Raw genomic sequence first — 17,909 nt, 5'->3', positions numbered from 1 at the left:
GTTTTGAAAAACAGGTTCCAACATTTGCTAGGATTTTATCTATAGCCCGCCAAACTGTCCGCTTCGATACAATGCCTTAAAAAAAAGACTGCAAAAAGCCACAGAATCCCGGCCTTAGACACAGTCCAATTCCTCCGTGCCTCGATTTTGTCAAATATCGGCACAGACGTCTTTTTCCTAAAATGCCAGATCGACGGGTAGAATGGCAAGCGCTGAAATGCACAGACATCTGCCATATGCTGTTGTCGGGTGCCTTTGCCATGCTATGACTGGGGATATCTCATGCCAAACGCATCGGACCGGCGCCTGTTCCATTTTGGTGACGGCACGGCCCGAAAGACCTCAAGGGTGCCATCATGCCTTTCAGCCCCGTTAACCAGACCCGCCTTCCGGCAGCCGAATCCGCAAGCGTATCAGCGCTAAGCCAAGGCCTCGGCACGCTGCCCGAATGGCAGCTCACCGATCTTTATCCAGCCCCCTCCTCGGATCTCTTCAAGGCCGACCTCGCCAAGGCCAGCGAGATGAGCCTGGCCTTCGAGACCAAATGGAAGGGGCGGCTGGAAGATGCCGCCAGCAAGGACGCAGATCAGGGATTGGGTGCCGCGCTGAAGGAATTCGAAGATCTCGAAGACCTGCTCGGCAAAATCGGCTCCTATGCCGGACTTTATTACTATAGTGAGATGACCAAGCCGGAAAACGGCAAATTCTTCGGCGATGTGCAGGCCAGGCTGACGGAGCTTGCCGCCCACCTGCTGTTTTTCACGCTGGAGCTGAACCGGCTGGACGATGCGGTGATCGATGCCGCCATTGCCCGCGATCCGGCCACCGCCCATTACAAGCCCTGGCTGGTCGATCTCAGGCAAGACAAGCCTTATCAGCTGGATGACAAGCTGGAACAATTGTTCCTGGAAAAATCCCAGACCGGTTCGGCGGCCTTCAACCGGCTGTTCGACGAGACCCTGGCAAGCCTGCGTTTTGAGATCGACGGCGAGCAGATGACGCTGGAGCCGGTTCTGACCATGTTGCAGGAAGCCGATCCAGCGTTGCGTGAAAAGGCAGCCATGGCGCTGTCGAAGACCTTCAAGGACAATATCCGGGTTTTCGTGCTGGTCACCAATACGCTCGCCAAGGACAAGGAAATTTCCGACCGCTGGCGCGGCTTTGCCGACATTGCCGATAGCCGCCATCTGTCCAACCGGGTCGAACGTCAGGTGGTCGATGCGCTGGCCGCTGCGGTGCGTGATGCCTATCCGCGCCTGTCGCACCGCTATTACAAGATGAAAGCCAAGTGGCTGGGCATGGAGCAGATGAATTTCTGGGACCGCAACGCCCCCCTGCCCGACAGCATCGACCGGATCATTCCCTGGGATGAGGCCCGCCAGACCGTGCTGTCGGCCTATCGCGGTTTTGCGCCTGATATGGCAGAGATTGCCGGTCGCTTCTTTGATGGCGGCTGGATCGATGCGCCCGCCCGCCCCGGCAAGGCGCCCGGCGCCTTTGCCCATCCGACCGTGCCGTCTGCCCATCCCTATGTTTTGGTCAATTACCTCGGCAAGCCGCGCGACGTGATGACGCTGGCCCATGAACTGGGCCACGGCGTGCATCAGGTTCTCGCCGGCGAACAGGGCGCGCTGATGTGCCAGACGCCGCTGACGCTGGCCGAGACCGCCTCGGTGTTCGGCGAAATGCTGACCTTCCGGGCGCTTCTGGAAAAGGCCACGGATGCGCGTGAGCGCAAGGCCATGCTGGCCCAGAAGGTCGAGGACATGATCAACACGGTCGTGCGCCAGATCGCTTTCTACGAATTCGAGCGCAAGCTGCACACCGCCCGCAAGGAGGGCGAGTTGACGGCGGAAAAGATTGGCGAACTGTGGCTATCGGTGCAGGAAGAAAGCCTTGGACCAGCCATCAAGGTGTCCGAGGGTTATGAGACCTGGTGGGCCTATATCCCCCATTTCATTCATTCGCCCTTCTATGTCTATGCCTATGCCTTTGGCGATTGCCTGGTCAATTCGCTCTATGCCGTCTACCAGAATGCCGAACAGGGCTTCCAGCAGAAGTATTTCGACCTCTTGAAGGCGGGCGGCAGCAAGCATCATTCCGAGCTTCTCGCGCCGTTCGGTCTGGATGCCACCGACCCATCCTTCTGGGCCAAGGGCCTGTCGATGATCGAAGGGCTGATCGACGAGCTGGAAGCGCTTGACGCCAAAGTCTGAACGGACAGATCGAGCCACGATGGCGAAATCCGAACCGTTTCAACCGTCGATCCTGTTTCGGAATGACAAAAGCGGTGAAACGCTGGTGTTTACCGATCCAGTGGACATCGTCGTCGCCCGGCGGGGCGACGACGTTCTGCCGGCGCTTGCCCAGTTGGAACGCGCCCGCAAGGAGGGTTACTGGCTGGCGGGGACGCTGGCTTATGAAGCGGGCTTTGTGTTTGAAGACAAGCTGAGACCGCTGATCCCTGATGGGCGGGACGTACCGCTCCTCCAGTTTGGCATTTTCAACGCGCCAGCCGACCCTGCTCATCCGCTGGGAAACCCGCATCACCCCGAAAGCAACACCCACCTGCTGGGAAACCCGGTTGCAGCCTGGGATTTCGAGACCTATCGGCAGCGGTTTGAGACCCTGCACCAGCATCTCAGGCAGGGCGATTGCTACCAGGCCAACCTAACCATGCCCATCGAGGCGGCCTATCGGGGCAGCCCTCGCGACGTCTTCTGGTCGCTGATCGCGCGTCAGCCGGTCTCTTACGGTGCGCTGGTGGAACTCGGCGGTCCGGCCATCGTCTCGCGCTCGCCGGAACTGTTCTTCAAGGTGGATGGCGACGGCTTTATCGAGACCCATCCGATGAAGGGCACGGCGGCACGCGGCTCTGATGATGCCGAGGACGAGGCGATCAAGGCGGCAATGCTGACGGACGAAAAGACCCAGGCCGAAAACCGGATGATCGTCGATCTGCTGCGCAACGACATCTCCCGGATCATCGAGCCTGATAGCCTGACCGTGCCGAAACTGTTCGATATCGAGACTTATCCGACGCTGCATCAATTGGTGAGCCATGTGCGCGGCAGGCTTTTGCCTGGAATGGGCCTTGGCGACATTCTTGAAGCGCTGTTTCCCTGTGGCTCGATTACCGGCGCACCCAAGCTCGCCGCCATGCAGATCCTGCACCGGCTGGAGCAAGGACCGCGCGATATCTATTGCGGCGCCATCGGTTTTTGCGATCCGGCAGGCCCGATGCGGTTTTCCGTTGCCATCCGAACCCTGACTTTATTTGATCAACCGGTCGTTTCGGAGCATTTCCGTGAACAACAGGGGCTTTTCAAAAGCCGCCGGGCGGTTTTCAATGTCGGTGGCGGGATTGTTTTTGATTCGAAGCCTGAACAGGAATATCAGGAATGTCTGCTCAAGGCGCGCTTTGCGGTAGGTGATCAATGGATTTCACGCTGATTGAAACGCTCCGCTGGGAGCCAGGCCAGGGCTTCATCAGGCTCGACCAGCATTTGCGGCGCCTCTCGCGCTCTGCCGATGCGCTGGGCTTTCGCCAGCCGATCAAGCCCGAAGCGGCATTAAAAGAAGTGGTGAGTGGCGATACCCCGCTTCGGGTGCGCCTCGCCATGAATTTTCGCGGCAAGCTGGAGGCAGCGGCACTTCCCTTCGAACCTATTGGCGAAAACACCATCTGGCGTCTTCGCATCGCCGAAAAGACCAGGCTGAATTCACAGGATACGCTCTACCGCCACAAGACCTCGCGGCGCGATCCCTATGAAGCGGCCAGGGCCGAGTTTTCCACCGAGGAGGCAGATGAAGTTCTGCTGCTGAACGAGCGTGGCGAAATCTGTGAGGGGACGTTTACCAATGTCTTCGTCCAGGGTCTGGATGGCATGCTGATCACCCCGCCGCTGACCAGCGGTCTCATTCCCGGCATCCTGCGCGCCGAGATGATCCGTGAACGCAAGGCCCGCGCCGACCTGCTGAAACCGGAAAGCCTGAATGGACGGGCGATCTTCGTCGGCAACAGCCTGCGCGGCCTGATCCGCGCCGAACTGGTGGAAGAACAGCAGAAGGCCGTCGCTTAATCTTCATAAACTAAAAAAACAACAGCAACAACACGATCGACCGCCTCATCGAATGGATGATCCTGGTGGTTTTTACGATTTTTAATTTTATAATCGAAAATTGAATTGTAAATTTTACATTGAAAATCAATTCATAATTATTGCAAATATCATGAGTAAAATTTCTTAAATTGTCATAATAAGAGAATTGATAGATAAAAATACGTATTGATTATTTTAAATAGGTAAATCAATATGAAAAACAATATTTACTACGAAAAAATAGGAAAATTAATATGCATTATATTAGCTTCAATATTTATTATTGGAGTTAGCGCTAACAGTTCTTTTGCTCATATAAAGTGGTTTCAATCCTTTAATATTAAAGAGCAACCTATATCACCTGACCAATTCATGGCGACACCAACATGGTTGCTTGGCCTCGCCCTGAGCCTGCCTGCGCTTTGGGCCTGTGTAGCGCTTGACGCGGCAGGAAAAAACTCTCGGCTTGGCTGGGTTCTGTCCTTGATACGGCAACCCTTTGGCTTCAAGGCCGACGACCTGATCCGTCTCACCGTTGCGTTTTGGCTGTCCTGGCTCTGGATGCTGCCGGAGCCGATCTGGTTGACGCCCGAGCTCAAGACCTCGGATCCCAGCATACAGTGGATACAACTCGGATTGGCTGCACTTTGCCTCTCGCGCAGGGGGGCCGGCCTGACCGGGTTTGGCTTGATTGGCCTATGGGTTGGCGCGGCGCGGCAATATGGAACCTATCACCTGCTGGATTACCCTCTTTTTCTGGGATTTGCCATCTGCCTGATCTCCATCAGCCTTGACAGGCTTCGGGTTAGGGCTCTGGCCAGCTTCACCGCCCACCGGATCGGCCTTCTCGGCGCAACAATGTCCTGGACGCTGATGTGGGCTTCTATGGAAAAATGGGCTTTCGCGGATTGGTCGCTGACGCTGCTGTGCGCACGACCCTATTTGACGATGGGGTTGACGCCAGAAGTCTTTCTCAGCCTCTCCGGCTGGTTTGAATTTGGCGCCGCCGCTATGCTGCTGCTGGGCGGCCCCGTTGCCAGCCGGCTATCGGCCCTCGCACTGCTGATGATCTTTGGCTCCGCCGTGCTGGAATTCGGCCGGGTGGATCTGGTTGGACATTTTCCAATCATTGCGGTTCTGGCCATTACCATCTGGAAAGGCAATGGCCAGGTCGGCGCCACCGTCAATCTCAACCATAAACCTGCCCTGAAACGAGCGTTGCTTCTGCCTCTCATCTATATAGCCGCGCTGTTCGTCACCGGCATCGCTTATATCGGCGGCTGGAATTTCGCCTATGGCGATGGCACCACGCGAGGCCTTTCCAGTGATTACGATCTGGCCAGCTTGCTGCTCCTCTGGCTCGCAGCAGCGCTGATCCTCACCATCACCTTTATCTTCGCCGTCGTGCTGGGCCGGCGAGAACGCAAGCGCACGGCGTCAGCCACCTGATCGAATAGCTTCGGGCAAGTCACTATTGCCCGGAGGCAATCTCTCGAAACGCCGTCTTTATTCTGTCGCTGAATTATGCTCTAGGAAGAGAAAGAACCCGGCCATAGCAAGACCGCGTTCGTGAACAATGCGCCTATGGCAAAACGGCCTTCCAAGGAGAGACTATATGACCACCCAGACCTATCCGGTTTACGGCGAGATCACCGGTCCGATCGTGATGATCGGTTTCGGCTCGATCGGCCGTGGCACCCTGCCGCTGATCGAACGCCATTTCAAGTTCGACAAGAGCCGGATGGTGGTCATCGACCCGCGCAATGACGAAGCCGAATTGCTGGCCAAGCATGGCATCAAGCACATCCAGGCGCATGTCACCAAGGAGAACTACAAGGACCTGCTGAAGCCTCTGCTGACCGAAGGCGAAGGCCAGGGCTTCTGCGTCAACCTGTCGGTCGATACCGGCTCGCTCGACCTGATGAAGCTGTGCCGCAAGCTGGACGTGCTTTACATCGATACGGTGGTTGAGCCTTGGCTGGGCTTCTATTTCGACAAGAACATGAAGAACTCTGAGCGCACCAACTATGCGCTGCGCGAAACCGTTCGCCAGGAAAAGAAGAAGAACCCGGGCGGCACCACCGCCGTTTCCACCTGCGGCGCCAATCCGGGCATGGTCTCCTGGTTCGTCAAGCAGGCGCTGGTCAATATCGCCAACGAGATCGGCCTGAAGTTTGAAGAGCCCTCGGTCGATGACCGCGAAGGCTGGGCCAAGCTGATGAAGAAGGTCGGCGTCAAGGGCATTCACATTGCCGAGCGCGACACGCAGCTGGCCAAGACACCGAAGCCGCTCAACGTGTTCTGGAACACCTGGTCGGTGGAAGGCTTCATTTCCGAAGGCCTGCAACCGGCCGAGCTTGGCTGGGGCACGCACGAAACGTGGATGCCTAAAAACGCCAAGAAGCATAAGAAGGGCTGCCAGGCTGCGATCTATCTGGAACAGCCGGGCGCCAATACCCGCGTGCGCACCTGGTGCCCGACCCCCGGCCCGCAATATGGCTTCCTCGTCACCCACAACGAATCGATCTCGATTGCCGATTACTTCACCGTCGAGAAGGACGGCGAAGTCGCCTATCGCCCGACCTGCCATTACGCCTATCATCCGGCCAATGACGCGGTTCTGTCGCTGCATGAAATGTTCGGCAATGGCGGCACCGCCCAGCCGGTCCTGCATGTTCTCGACGAAAACGAGCTGGTCGATGGCATCGACGAGTTGGGCGTACTGCTCTATGGCCATGAAAAGAACGCCTACTGGTATGGTTCGCGCCTGTCGCTGGAAGAAACCCGCCGCATCGCCCCTTACCAGAATGCCACTGGCTTGCAGGTAACCTCCGCCGTGCTGGCCGGCATGGTCTGGGCCATCGAGAACCCGAAGGCTGGTATCGTCGAGGCCGATGAAGTCGATTACAAGCGCTGCCTGGAAGTGCAGTCGCCCTATCTCGGCCCGGTCGAAGGCCATTACACCGACTGGACCCCGCTCGACGGTCGTCCCGGCCTGTTCCCGGAAGACCTCGACACCAAGGACGCCTGGCAGTTCAAGAATATCCTGGTGCGCTAAAGGCAGCAGAACGGCGGATGGCACTATCCGTCTGCCGATCTGAAACAATGGCCTGAAACAGTGGCCTGAACTAATGGCGCCGCGCATCGAAAGACCGCGCGGCGCTAAGACCAGCATGGCACGCTTTTCATGTCCCTGTGGAACAACACTGCCATGATTGTGTTCAAGTGGCCGGGAAGCGGTTGGAAGCCTTGCTTTCACCCGATCTTCGCGGCATGGTCGCCAGTATGGAACCTGATCGGCCCTCGGGACTTTCAGGAAATCGGTTGTCACCAACCGCGAATATGAAGAGCAAGAGACCTCTCCGGCCGAGGCGACCGGGCAGAGGCCAGAGACATAGGCGGCCATAATGTCCTGCCGGATGGAGACTGTCATGAAGGTCAAAAGCATCGCAATTCTGCTCGTCGCGGCCTTTGCCGTGTCGTCCTGCGTAGGCACGCCGCCGCCGCGCCAGGTCGCATATAATACGCCGCAGCCACAAGGCGTCGATGGTGCCTGGGTCGATCCGAACGGTATCGTTTCCACTTTCCAGGGCGGCACATTTGCCACCCGCTCCAGCGACACCAATGCGCTTCTGGCCTCCGGTACCTATACCAATACCTCGCCTACGCTGGTGGAAATCAACATGACCTCGCTGGTACGCAAGACACAGTCGCGGGTCAATTGCGCGCTGGTTTCGCCGGAACAGCTGAACTGCACCACGGACGCCGGCTCGAATTTCTCGCTACGCCGCAAGATCTGACGCTTAACCTCATCGAGGCTTGACAAAGCCGGCCCAACGGGCCGGCTTTTTGCTGTTCTGGTGTATTTTCGCTTGCGGTAAACCAAGCGCGATGGAAACATACATCCTTCCGCGAAAGCCCGATAAGAACGTCATAAAAGAGGGGTAACCAAAGCGGGTGTTCCATGAAATCAGGAGTTACGGATGTTAAAAAGATTTAAATTTGGCCTGTTGAGCGCCTCGGTGCTGATCTTGTCGTCGGGTGCGGCCTTTGCCGATTTCGAGCTGAACATCCTGCATATCAACGATTTCCACTCCAGGATCGAGTCGATCAATAAATATGATTCGACCTGCTCGGCAGATGAAGAAAGCAAGAACCAGTGCTTCGGTGGCGCCGCTCGCCTGAAGACGGCACTCGACCAGACCCGCTCATCGCTTGCCGGCAAGAATGTCCTGACGCTGAATGCTGGCGATAATTTCCAGGGATCGCTGTTTTACACCACGTATAAGGGCACCGCTGAACTGGATGTGATGAACATCCTGAAGTTCGACGCCATGACACTTGGCAATCACGAATTCGACGATGGTGAGACGGCCATTGGTCCCTTCCTCGACAAGGTGCAGTTTCCGGTCGTGGTCGCCAATCTGGAGGCCAATGCCGAGTCCAAGCTGAAGGACAAGTTCAAGCCCTCCACAATCCTGGAGATCGGCGGCCAGAAGATCGGCATCGTCGGCGCCATTACCCCGGAGACCGTCGAACTCGCCTCGCCGGGACCGAATGTGAAATTCACTGACGATGTCGTCGCCATCACCGAAGAAGTGAAGAAATTGAAGGCCGAAGGCGTCAACAAGATCATCGCTCTCACCCATGTCGGCTATCACCGCGACATGGAGATCGCCAAGATCCCGGATGTCGACGTCGTGGTCGGCGGCCACTCGCACACACTGCTGTCAAACACCGATCCGAAAGCCGAAGGCCCCTATCCGACGCTGGTCGACAATCCCGGCGGCTACAAGGTGCCAGTGGTAACAGCGGCCTCCTACAGCAAATATCTCGGTGATCTGACCGTGGTTTTCGACGATAACGGCGTGGTGAAGAGCGCCAAGGGCGATCCGATCCTGATCGATTCGAAATTCAAGCCTGATGAAGCGATGACCGCCAAGGTCAAGGAACTGGCCGGTCCGATCCAGGAATTGCGCCAGAAGGAAATCGGCGAAAGCGCTGGCCCGATCGACGGCGCCTCCACGTCCTGCCGCGTCAAGGAATGCGCCATGGGCAACCTGGTGGCCGAGGCCATGCTGGATCATACCCGCAGCCAGGGCATGAGCATCGCCATCCAGAACGGCGGCGGCTTGCGCTCTTCGATTGGCGGCGGCAAGGTCACCATGGGCTCGGTTATCACCGTCCTCCCCTTCCAGAACACGCTTGCCACCTTCCAGCTCAAGGGCTCCGACGTGATTGCCGCGCTTGAAAACGGCGTGAGCCAAGTGGATGACGGCGCGGGCCGGTTCGCCCAGGTTGCCGGTCTGAAATACAGCTTCGATCGTTCCAAGCCGGTCGGCAGCCGGGTCGTTGACGTGCAGGTCAAGGACGGCGACGGCTTCGTGCCGCTCGACACCAGCAAGCTCTACGGTGTCGTCACCAATAATTACATGCGCTCCGGCGGCGACGGCTACAAGATCTTTGCGACAGCCGGGCAGAACGCCTATGATTACGGACCGGATCTGGCCGATGTGACAGCCGACTTCCTGGCCAAGAATTCGCCCTACAAGCCGTTTACCGATGGCCGCGTCAGCGAAGTCACGCCAGCCGGCTATGTTGCGCCAGCGGCCCAGCCGAAGACGGCGACCGGCGCACAGGCCACCGCACCGGCTCCTGCCGCAACAGCGCCTGCCGCTCCGGCAACCCCTGCGCCCGCAGCTCCTGCACCGGTAACTCCGGCCGTTTCCGCACCGCCCGCTGCCGCTCAGCCGACGCAATATACCGTGGTCAAGGGTGATAGCCTGTGGAAGATCGCTGAGGCCACTTATGGCAATGGCGAGGACTGGAAGAAAATTGCCGGTGCCAACACGCTGCGCCATCCCGACCATATCGAGATCGGTGAAGTTCTGACCGTTCCGGCGAAGTAACTTTCAGTTGTGGGAAGCCTTCAGCCTCCCGCGTGCGACAAAAGGTCCGGCCCGGAGCGATCCGGGCCATTTTTCATTCTGGACAGTGATCTCTTCTCGGTCCAAAAGCGTAACACCAGCATCGAATTCTTGACCAAGGTAGTCCAAATATGAGCGCGATCGTCAACCATCTTCCTGCCGAACATCCAAAGGTCAATTTCGGCAAGGTCGGCGTGCTGCTCGTCAATCTCGGCACGCCCGACGGCACCGATTACACCTCGATGCGCCGCTACCTGAAGGAATTCCTCAGCGACAAGCGGGTGATCGAATGGTCGCGGCTGTTCTGGTACCCGATCCTCTATGGCATCGTCCTCAACACCCGTCCGGGCAAGGTCGGCAAGGCCTATGCCGAAATCTGGAACAAGGATCTGAACGAGAGCTATCTGCGCACCTATACCCGCAATCAGGCGGAGAAAATGGCGGCCTCCTTTGCCGACCTGCCAAATGTCGTGGTGGATTGGGCGATGCGCTACGGCCAGCCGTCAATCAAATCGCGCATCGACGCGCTGCAAAAGGCAGGCTGCGAAAAGATCCTGCTGTTTCCGCTCTATCCGCAATATGCCGCAGCCACCACAGCCACCGTCAATGACGAAGCCTTCAAGGCACTACTCAAGATGCGCTGGCAGCCGGCACTGCGCACCGTGCCGCAATATAGCGACGATCCGGTCTATATCGATGCACTGGCCAATTCCATCGAAGCCCATCTCGCCAGCCTCGACTGGGAACCGGAACTGGTGCTGACCTCGTTCCACGGCATTCCGAAGTCCTATTTCATGAAGGGCGATCCCTACCATTGCCAATGCTACAAGACCGCGCGCCTGCTGCGCGACCGGTTGGGCTGGCCGAAGGAAAAACTGATGGTCACCTTCCAGTCCCGCTTCGGGCCTGAGGAGTGGCTACAGCCCTATACCGACAAGACCGTGGAAAAACTGGCCAAGGATGGCGTCAAGCGCATTGCCGTGATCAATCCCGGCTTCGTCTCCGATTGTCTTGAAACGCTGGAGGAAATTGCCGGAGAAGCAGGCGAAATCTTCCACCACGCCGGCGGTGAGAAATTCACCCATATTCCCTGCCTGAACGACAGCCCGGACGGCATGCGCGTGCTGGAAAACGTCGTGCGCCGGGAGTTGCAGGGCTGGGTTTGAGACGACGAGCCATTTTCAATGACTCTTCATAGAAGTACTTAAACCAAAATCACGCGGTTTGCAGTTCCGCTGGCCGGGTCAATCGGGCGCCAAGCTCGATTCCCGGTTTCTCTATGAAACGGTAACTGACCAGGGACAGAAGATAAGTCGCGACAAGTGTGAAGATCACAACACCAGCCTGCAGGACCGAGTTCGAAACGCCCAATCCGGTCAGAACCGCGATCGACACGTAAAGCGGGATCATGTGGACAAGATAGACCGAATAGGAGATCTGCCCGAGATGGACCGGCAGAGCCGACCCCAGAAGCCGCGCCGGCAGGTGCATCAGGTGATGGACGGGTGCCGCTGCCGAGAGCAGGACGACCGCCCAGAGCAAAAGCGGCAGCAGTTGTGAAAGCCCTTCGCGCACAACAGCAATACCGGCAAAACCCAGAATTGCCAGCAACCATCCCCGCCATTCCTGCCTGCGATCAAAGGCCATATAGCTACAGATGCCGATGGCAAAACGGGAAACCTTATAGCCGATGAAGCCGCCCGGAAGCAGATCCGTCACCAGGATCAGGCCAAGGAAGACAGCCGCTCCCAACGGCCAGCGCTGCTTCTTTGCCAGCGCCCACAGGAAGAATGGCGCCAGCAGATAGAACTGCCACTCCATGGAAATGCTCCAGGCCTGGCCGACGATCGTATAGGGGGCGCTATCGAGCACGTGATCCGGCACCAAGCCCTGCAACAGCGGAACATGGACGAGAAGCTGCTGAGCGAGCGACCCCAGGCCCTGTTGAGCCAGATAGAGCCGGTTGGCATTGGTCGGCGTCGCGAAGGGAATGTCCTGCCAGGCGGAAACCTGCACCCGCAGCAGCACTGTCGAAAGGGCAAGAACCACCAGATATAGTGGAAACAGCCGGAAGCCACGGCGAGTAATATAAAGTCCCAGCGGCTCAGCCTTGCGGTCGATCAGGCGGGCAATCACGAAGCCGGACAGGATGATAAACACATCCACCGCCAGGACATTGCGGTCGACAATTGGCAGGCCCCAGCCGAATGTCAAGGAAACATGCCCCAGCACCACCCACCATGCCATGATACCTCGCAGACCTTCAAGTGAAGTTATCTTATGGCTTTCACTCGGCTGCTTTTTCATATTCTCACAACATGTTTCGGGAAAACCAGGTCCCGTTCCCCTTCAGCATCCTGCGTTTTACCCAACGCGCGATACTGACCCGCTTAAAAATTTTCTATTGCATACTTTAAATATACAGATTGCTTTTAAAACGCCGTTCTTAATGAGTCCATATTGAAATGAGCCTCCCCGCCCCTGCCCGCGGCACTGTTCATCCATGCCGATGTTGATGGTGAAAGCAAGCCTCTACAATCTGCGGATTGTGTAGCCCAAGGGGGCAAATCAAAGCAATAATTAATTGTTCCACCCTACATTGAACCTATCGAGGGAGATTGCCGCGCCCCCGCGGAGGAGGAATCTATGCGTATTAATGGAAAAATATATCTACTTGTCTTCATTCTCGGCTTTGCCGCATCCCTGATTGGGGCGATCGGGATTTTCGTGACATTGCGGTATGACAGCAAGACCGCACAGGTTCTCAACCTATCCGAGCGCGCCTTCCAGGGTGAGCGGCTCAACCGTCTGATCACTTCGGTCGTGATGGAATCACGGGGTATCTACGCGGCGAAATCCAAGGAAGACGCCGACAAATTCGGCAAGGGGCTGACAAAAAGCCTCGATGACATGGATGCCACGCTTCAAACCTGGCGGAAAATGATACCGGAAACCCAGCTGCAGGCCTTCCAAGCCATGGTTGCCAAGGCGGCGGAATTCCGGACATTCCGCACGGAAACGGTCCGTCTGGGCACCGAAGTCAGCCCGCAATCCGCCAATGAGCAGGGCAATAACGAGGCCAACCGCGCCAACCGCAAAGCCTTCCAGACCGAGGTGGATGCCGTCGTCAGCGCCGACAAGAAAGAACTCCAGGCGGTGACGGCTTCGGTCGCCAGTTTCCAGACAACCATGATGATCCTGATCGTCTCGGTGACGGTTGTCTCGATCCTGATCGGCGTCGGCCTCGGGATCTATATCGGCGTCAAGCAATTGAGCCGCCCGATCGTCCAGCTCACCACGGCCATCAAGCGTGTCGCCAGTGGCGATTTCGAAACCGACGTGCCGGGCGCCACCCGTAAGGATGAAATCGGCGATATGGCCTTGGCGGTGGAAACCTTCAAGCGCAATGGCCAGGAGGTCGCCCGCATGAATGTCCAGGAAACCGCCCTGCGCGCCAAAAGCGATGACCTGCAATCCAGCATGTCCGTCGTCGTCGCAGCCGCCGCCGATGGCGATTTCAGCAAGCGGATCGACAAACATTACGACGATCCGAATCTTGACCTTTTCGCCAACAATATCAATGAGCTGATCGCAAGCGTTGAGCGTGGGGTGACAGAAACCCGCCGGGTGATCGCCAACCTCGCCAGCGGCGATCTGAGCCAGGAAATGCAAGGCCAGTTCAGAGGCGCGTTTGGCGAATTGCAGGCCAATGTCAACACCACCTTCGAGCGCCTGCGCGACACGATTTCCAGCATCCGCCACAAGACGGACGCCATCAGCGGCAGCACCGGCCAATTGAGCAATGCCACCAACGAGTTGTCGATGCGCACCGAAAAGCAGGCGGCCGCTCTGGAGGAAACTTCGGCGGCACTCGATGAGATCACGGTCGTGGTGCGCAGTTCCTCTGAACGTGCCCAGGAAGCCAGCCGGATCGTGACGGAAGCCACGGAAAATGCCGCCCAGTCCGCCGTCGTGGTGCGCGAAGCCGTGGACGCCATGGGCCGGATCGAAAATGCCTCCAAGGAAATTTCCACCATCATCAACGTGATCGACGAGATTTCCTTCCAGACCAATCTTCTGGCCCTGAACGCCGGTGTAGAAGCCGCGCGTGCGGGTGAAGCCGGCAAGGGTTTTGCCGTGGTTGCCCAGGAAGTGCGCGAACTGGCGCAACGCTCCGCCAACGCCGCCAAAGACATCAAGGCGCTGATCACCAAATCCGGCCAGGAGGTCGAAGGCGGGGTCAAGCTGGTGCAAAAAACCGGCGAAGCGCTGGCAAAGATCGAAAGCCGCGTGCTGACCATCAACGAGCATATCCATTCCATCGCCAATGCGGCCAAGGAACAGGCAACCGGCCTGCATGAGATCAATGCCGCCATCAACCAGATGGATCAGGTGACCCAGCAGAATGCCGCCATGGTCGAGGAAACCTCAGCCTCCACCCACTCACTCTCCGACGAGGCGCAGAGCCTGGTCGGACTGCTCAGCCACTTCAAGATTTCCGGGCAGCAAAGCCGCACAATGCCTGAAACCACGATGTCCGAGCCTCGGCGCAGAGCACCGCAGCCGGTCTCCGCACATATGACCGCCCGCAGTCCGGCTCCGTCACCGGCCCGCGAACGGGTCAAGGCTGTCGCCAAGGCCTTTGGCGGTGGTGCAGCTGCCGCTCAATCCCGGGATAACTGGGAGGAGTTTTGATAAGGCACCCGTCCTCGGATAAGAGGTTGTCATCAGGTCACGCGAGACCAACGGTCATTCTTTAAATGACCGTTGGTCTTGGTACGAAAAATGGACACCGGTTTTCAGCGCGATGCTTTAGCATCACACGCCGCGCTTATTGCCCCAGAGCAGCACATGCAGTTGCGGCAGCACTCGGGCGGCAAACCAGCGGTCTTCGACCACCCGGTCCACCAGCCAATGCATCCGGGTCATGATCCCATCCATATCGATTACCGCGTCATCGTCTTCCGGCGGCGGGGGCGTATGGTTACCGGGCTGGAGATAGACCGGCAGATGCGGATGCCGGGCGCTGGCATCGCGGGCATAGGCATAATCGGCCTCATCGAAGACGATGAACTTCAACACGGTCAGCGGGCTTTGCTGCTCGCCCCGCGCTGCGGCTTTCTCCAGACAGAGCGACAGCGCATCCCAATCCGTTTCCATGCCGCTCGAAGGTGGTTTGGGCGATAGCACCAGCACATCCAGATCGGCAAACCAGTCGCGGGCAATCGACCCCTGGGTTTCAAGGGCAAAGCGGTAGCCCCGCTCATGACCGTGAGCAATCAGCCCGCCCAGCGGCTGGATCGCCGGATTGCCGCCCGACAGCGACACCATCAAAGGCACGCCCCCGGACAGGCTTTCCACCTCGGACCAGATCGCCTCGACGCTCATTGGCAGCCACTCGTGGCGAAAGCGGCTTTCCACCGCATGCAGGCTGTCGCACCAGGAACAGCGATAATCGCAGCCGCCCATGCGCACGAACACGGTTGGCTGGCCGATCAACACCCCCTCGCCCTGAATGGTCGGGCCAAAGATTTCGCTGACCCTAAGCCCCGTATCGCCCAAGATCTGAGGCTGCGTCACGGTCGATACTCCGCCCAGGTCTTCTGGGTTTCGCTGACCCGGACCGCAGAGGTCTCGGCAAATCGCTGCTTGCACCAATCGTAGAAATGCTTGGCCAGACATTCCGCCGTGGTCTTGTCATGGCCCAGGACGTCATTGAGATGGCGATGATCGAAGGCCTCATCGATATAGGTCTTCAGCACTTTCAGCTCATGATAATCGCGCAGGAAGCCATGGTCGTTCAGGTCCTCCCCCGAAAGCTCGACCTCGACAATATAATTATGCCCATGCAGCCGGGCGCATTGATGATCGGCGGGCAGGCCTTTCAGCTGGTGCGAGGCGGAAAAATGAAATTCCTTGGTGATCCGGTACATGGTCTCAAACCTCCCTGGCCTGGAAGCCGGAGGTGGCGCTCACCCAGAAATCCGGGTCTTCATAGGCAGTCGGATCGGTAACACCAGCCAGATGAAAGGCTTCGCGCCGCTCCACGCAGGTGCCACACCGGCCACAATGGCGCTCGCCACCCTTGTAGCAAGACCATGTCTGCTCAAATGGCGTACCGTATTTCGCACCTTCGGTGACGATATCGGCCTTCGAAACCGTGACGAACGGCGCCATCAGCTTGACATCGGCATAGCCTTCCAGTGCATGGGTCTGCATGGTCTGGAATGCATCGATGAAGCCGGGTCGGCAATCGGGATAGATGAAATGGTCGCCACCATGCACGGCAACGGCCACCGCATCCGCCTTGCGGGCTGCGGCCACGCCAAAGGCAATCGCCAGCATGATGGCATTGCGGTTCGGCACGACAGTGATCTTCATCGTCTCTTCGGCATAATGGCCATCGGGAACGTCGAGATCGTCTGTCAGCGCCGAGCCGGTCAGGCTGGCACCAATCGCGGTAATGTCGATGATCTGGTGCGGAACGCCCAGCCGTTTGGCCGCAAGCGCTGCAAAATCCAGCTCTTTTTTATGACGCTGGCCGTAATCGAAGGAGATCAGGCCGATCAGCTGATGCTCCGCCGCCATTTTATCGGCAAGCGAAACGGAATCGAGTCCGCCGGAGCAGACGACGAGTATTTTCATGGTTCTAGTCCTTGTTTTTTCCGGGTAGGCTGCGACCGGTGGTGAAAACCGTGGCCCTGATAGCGCAGAAGTGGGGTTTTGCAAACCCGCCCGAACGGGTAATTGCGCTGGCAACGACCTTAGATCGTTCAAGCCACTGGTAACGGGATGGGGCCAAGCTTACATAAGGTTCAACAAAATAGCGGTGGGGAGAAGAGATGTCCGGCTTCGATATTATGGTTATTGCCCTGGTGGGCTTCGTCATTCTGGTGCTGATTGCCGGGATCAAGACCGTGCCGCAGGGCTTTCGCTATACGGTGGAACGCTTCGGGCGCTATACCCGCACACTGGAACCGGGCCTGAACATCATCACTCCCTTCATCGAAACCATCGGTGCCAGGATGAACGTGATGGAACAGGTGCTGGATGTTCCAACCCAGGAAGTCATCACCAAGGACAATGCCAGCGTCTCCGCCGATGCCGTGGCCTTTTATCAGGTTCTGAACGCTGCCGAGGCCGCTTATCAGGTCGCCAATCTGGAAAACGCCATTCTCAACCTGACAATGACCAATATTCGTTCGGTCATGGGCTCGATGGATCTTGATGAACTGCTCTCCAACCGCGAGGTCATCAATGACCGGCTGCTGCGGGTGGTGGATGAAGCCGTGCGACCCTGGGGTATCAAGGTCACCCGCGTCGAGATCAAGGACATCCAGCCGCCCAAGGATCTGGTCGATGCCATGGGCCGTCAGATGAAGGCCGAGCGCGAAAAACGCGCCCTGGTGTTGGAAGCCGAGGGCTTCCGCAATGCCCAGATTCTGCGGGCCGAAGGCGCCAAGCAATCCGCCATTCTCCAGGCCGAAGGCCAGCGGGAAGCCGCCTATCGTGAAGCCGAAGCCCGCGAGCGTCTGGCAGAAGCCGAGGCCAAGGCGACGGCCCTGGTTTCCGAGGCAATTGCCGCCGGTGACGTGCAGGCCATCAACTACTTCGTCGCGCAGAAATATACCGAGGCGATGACCGCTATCGGCACCGCCTCCAACTCGAAAATCGTGCTGATGCCGATGGAAGCTTCATCACTGATCGGTTCGCTGAGCGGCATTGGCGCCATCGCCCGTGAAGTGTTCGGCGGCGATGCACCACAAGCGGGCGGCAGTCCTGCCCGTCATTCCGGCTCCTCAGCCAGAAGCGTGCCGAAAACCACCACAGTCAGCACCACACCCGCGATCAATCCCTTCGCCAAGTCGGAGGAATAAGC

At 58.0% G+C, this 17,909-nt stretch carries 14 protein-coding genes; 10 read left to right on the top strand and 4 right to left on the bottom strand.

All coding sequences use genetic code 11. The annotated features are described in order from the left end of the window. Positions 1 to 356: 356 nt before the first annotated feature. The 8 genes from V6582_RS14280 to hemH all read left to right on the top strand — a co-directional run bounded on the left by V6582_RS14280 (position 357) and on the right by hemH (position 11,196). Positions 357 to 2,216 carry a M3 family oligoendopeptidase gene (locus tag V6582_RS14280; RefSeq protein WP_156634492.1) on the top strand — a complete coding sequence of 620 codons (1,860 nt, stop codon included), beginning with the start codon at positions 357 to 359 and terminating at the stop codon, positions 2,214 to 2,216. 19 nt (positions 2,217 to 2,235) lie between these two features. Further along, on the top strand, positions 2,236 to 3,453 hold the full coding sequence (locus V6582_RS14275; RefSeq protein WP_156634493.1) for an aminodeoxychorismate synthase component I: 1,218 nt from the start codon (positions 2,236 to 2,238) through the stop codon (positions 3,451 to 3,453). After that, positions 3,438 to 4,082, top strand: a complete 645-nt coding sequence (locus V6582_RS14270; protein ID WP_156634494.1) for an aminotransferase class IV family protein — start codon at positions 3,438 to 3,440, stop codon at positions 4,080 to 4,082. The genes V6582_RS14275 and V6582_RS14270 overlap by 16 nt, the downstream gene beginning before the upstream one ends. Positions 4,083 to 4,316: 234 nt before the next feature. Continuing rightward, on the top strand, positions 4,317 to 5,552 hold the full coding sequence (locus tag V6582_RS14265) for a hypothetical protein (RefSeq protein ID WP_156634495.1): 1,236 nt from the start codon (positions 4,317 to 4,319) through the stop codon (positions 5,550 to 5,552). Positions 5,553 to 5,718: 166 nt separating this feature from the next. Then, positions 5,719 to 7,161 carry a homospermidine synthase gene (locus V6582_RS14260; RefSeq protein ID WP_156634496.1) on the top strand — a complete coding sequence of 481 codons (1,443 nt, stop codon included), beginning with the start codon at positions 5,719 to 5,721 and terminating at the stop codon, positions 7,159 to 7,161. A gap of 373 nt (positions 7,162 to 7,534) precedes the next feature. Beyond that, complete coding sequence (gene omp10, locus V6582_RS14255) at positions 7,535 to 7,903, top strand: outer membrane lipoprotein Omp10 (RefSeq protein WP_156634497.1); 369 nt, start codon at positions 7,535 to 7,537, stop codon at positions 7,901 to 7,903. Positions 7,904 to 8,086: 183 nt separating this feature from the next. Further along, entirely contained in the window at positions 8,087 to 10,012 is a 1,926-nt protein-coding gene (locus V6582_RS14250; protein ID WP_156634498.1) for a 5'-nucleotidase C-terminal domain-containing protein, read from the top strand. Between the two features lie 149 nt (positions 10,013 to 10,161). Next, positions 10,162 to 11,196 (top strand): ferrochelatase, encoded by a 1,035-nt coding sequence (gene hemH / locus V6582_RS14245; RefSeq protein ID WP_156634499.1) that lies wholly within the window; start codon positions 10,162 to 10,164, stop codon positions 11,194 to 11,196. Positions 11,197 to 11,245: 49 nt separating this feature from the next. Here hemH and V6582_RS14240 read toward each other — a convergent pair whose 3' ends face one another. After that, the gene (locus tag V6582_RS14240) at positions 11,246 to 12,337 is read right to left on the bottom strand and encodes an acyltransferase family protein (RefSeq protein WP_156634500.1); all 1,092 of its coding nucleotides are present in this window, start codon (positions 12,335 to 12,337) and stop codon (positions 11,246 to 11,248) included. A 339-nt stretch (positions 12,338 to 12,676) separates the two neighbouring features. Here V6582_RS14240 and V6582_RS14235 point away from each other — a divergent pair, with 339 nt between their 5' ends. Then, positions 12,677 to 14,725 (top strand): methyl-accepting chemotaxis protein, encoded by a 2,049-nt coding sequence (locus V6582_RS14235; RefSeq protein WP_156634501.1) that lies wholly within the window; start codon positions 12,677 to 12,679, stop codon positions 14,723 to 14,725. 123 nt (positions 14,726 to 14,848) lie between these two features. Here the strand turns inward: V6582_RS14235 and queE are convergent, their stop codons facing one another. The 3 genes from queE to queC are packed head-to-tail and all read right to left on the bottom strand — an operon-like array spanning position 14,849 to position 16,675. Further along, positions 14,849 to 15,688, bottom strand: a complete 840-nt coding sequence (gene queE, locus V6582_RS14230; RefSeq protein ID WP_420360230.1) for a 7-carboxy-7-deazaguanine synthase QueE — start codon at positions 15,686 to 15,688, stop codon at positions 14,849 to 14,851. Continuing rightward, on the bottom strand, positions 15,607 to 15,963 hold the full coding sequence (queD, locus tag V6582_RS14225; RefSeq protein WP_070166776.1) for a 6-carboxytetrahydropterin synthase QueD: 357 nt from the start codon (positions 15,961 to 15,963) through the stop codon (positions 15,607 to 15,609). Before queD ends, queE begins: the two co-directional genes overlap by 82 nt. A 4-nt stretch (positions 15,964 to 15,967) precedes the next feature. Further along, positions 15,968 to 16,675: a 7-cyano-7-deazaguanine synthase QueC gene (gene queC, locus V6582_RS14220; protein WP_156634502.1), complete on the bottom strand. Its 708-nt coding sequence runs from the start codon at positions 16,673 to 16,675 to the stop codon at positions 15,968 to 15,970. A 197-nt stretch (positions 16,676 to 16,872) separates the two neighbouring features. On the opposite strand from queC, the gene V6582_RS14215 reads away from it, so the two are divergent. After that, positions 16,873 to 17,907, top strand: a complete 1,035-nt coding sequence (locus V6582_RS14215) for an SPFH domain-containing protein (RefSeq protein ID WP_156634503.1) — start codon at positions 16,873 to 16,875, stop codon at positions 17,905 to 17,907. The last annotated feature ends 2 nt before the right edge of the window (positions 17,908 to 17,909 follow it).

The organism is Agrobacterium vitis (assembly GCF_037039395.1).
GTDB classification, from domain to species: Bacteria; Pseudomonadota; Alphaproteobacteria; order Rhizobiales; family Rhizobiaceae; genus Allorhizobium; species Allorhizobium vitis_E.
This window is presented reverse-complemented; position numbering and strand designations above follow the sequence as displayed.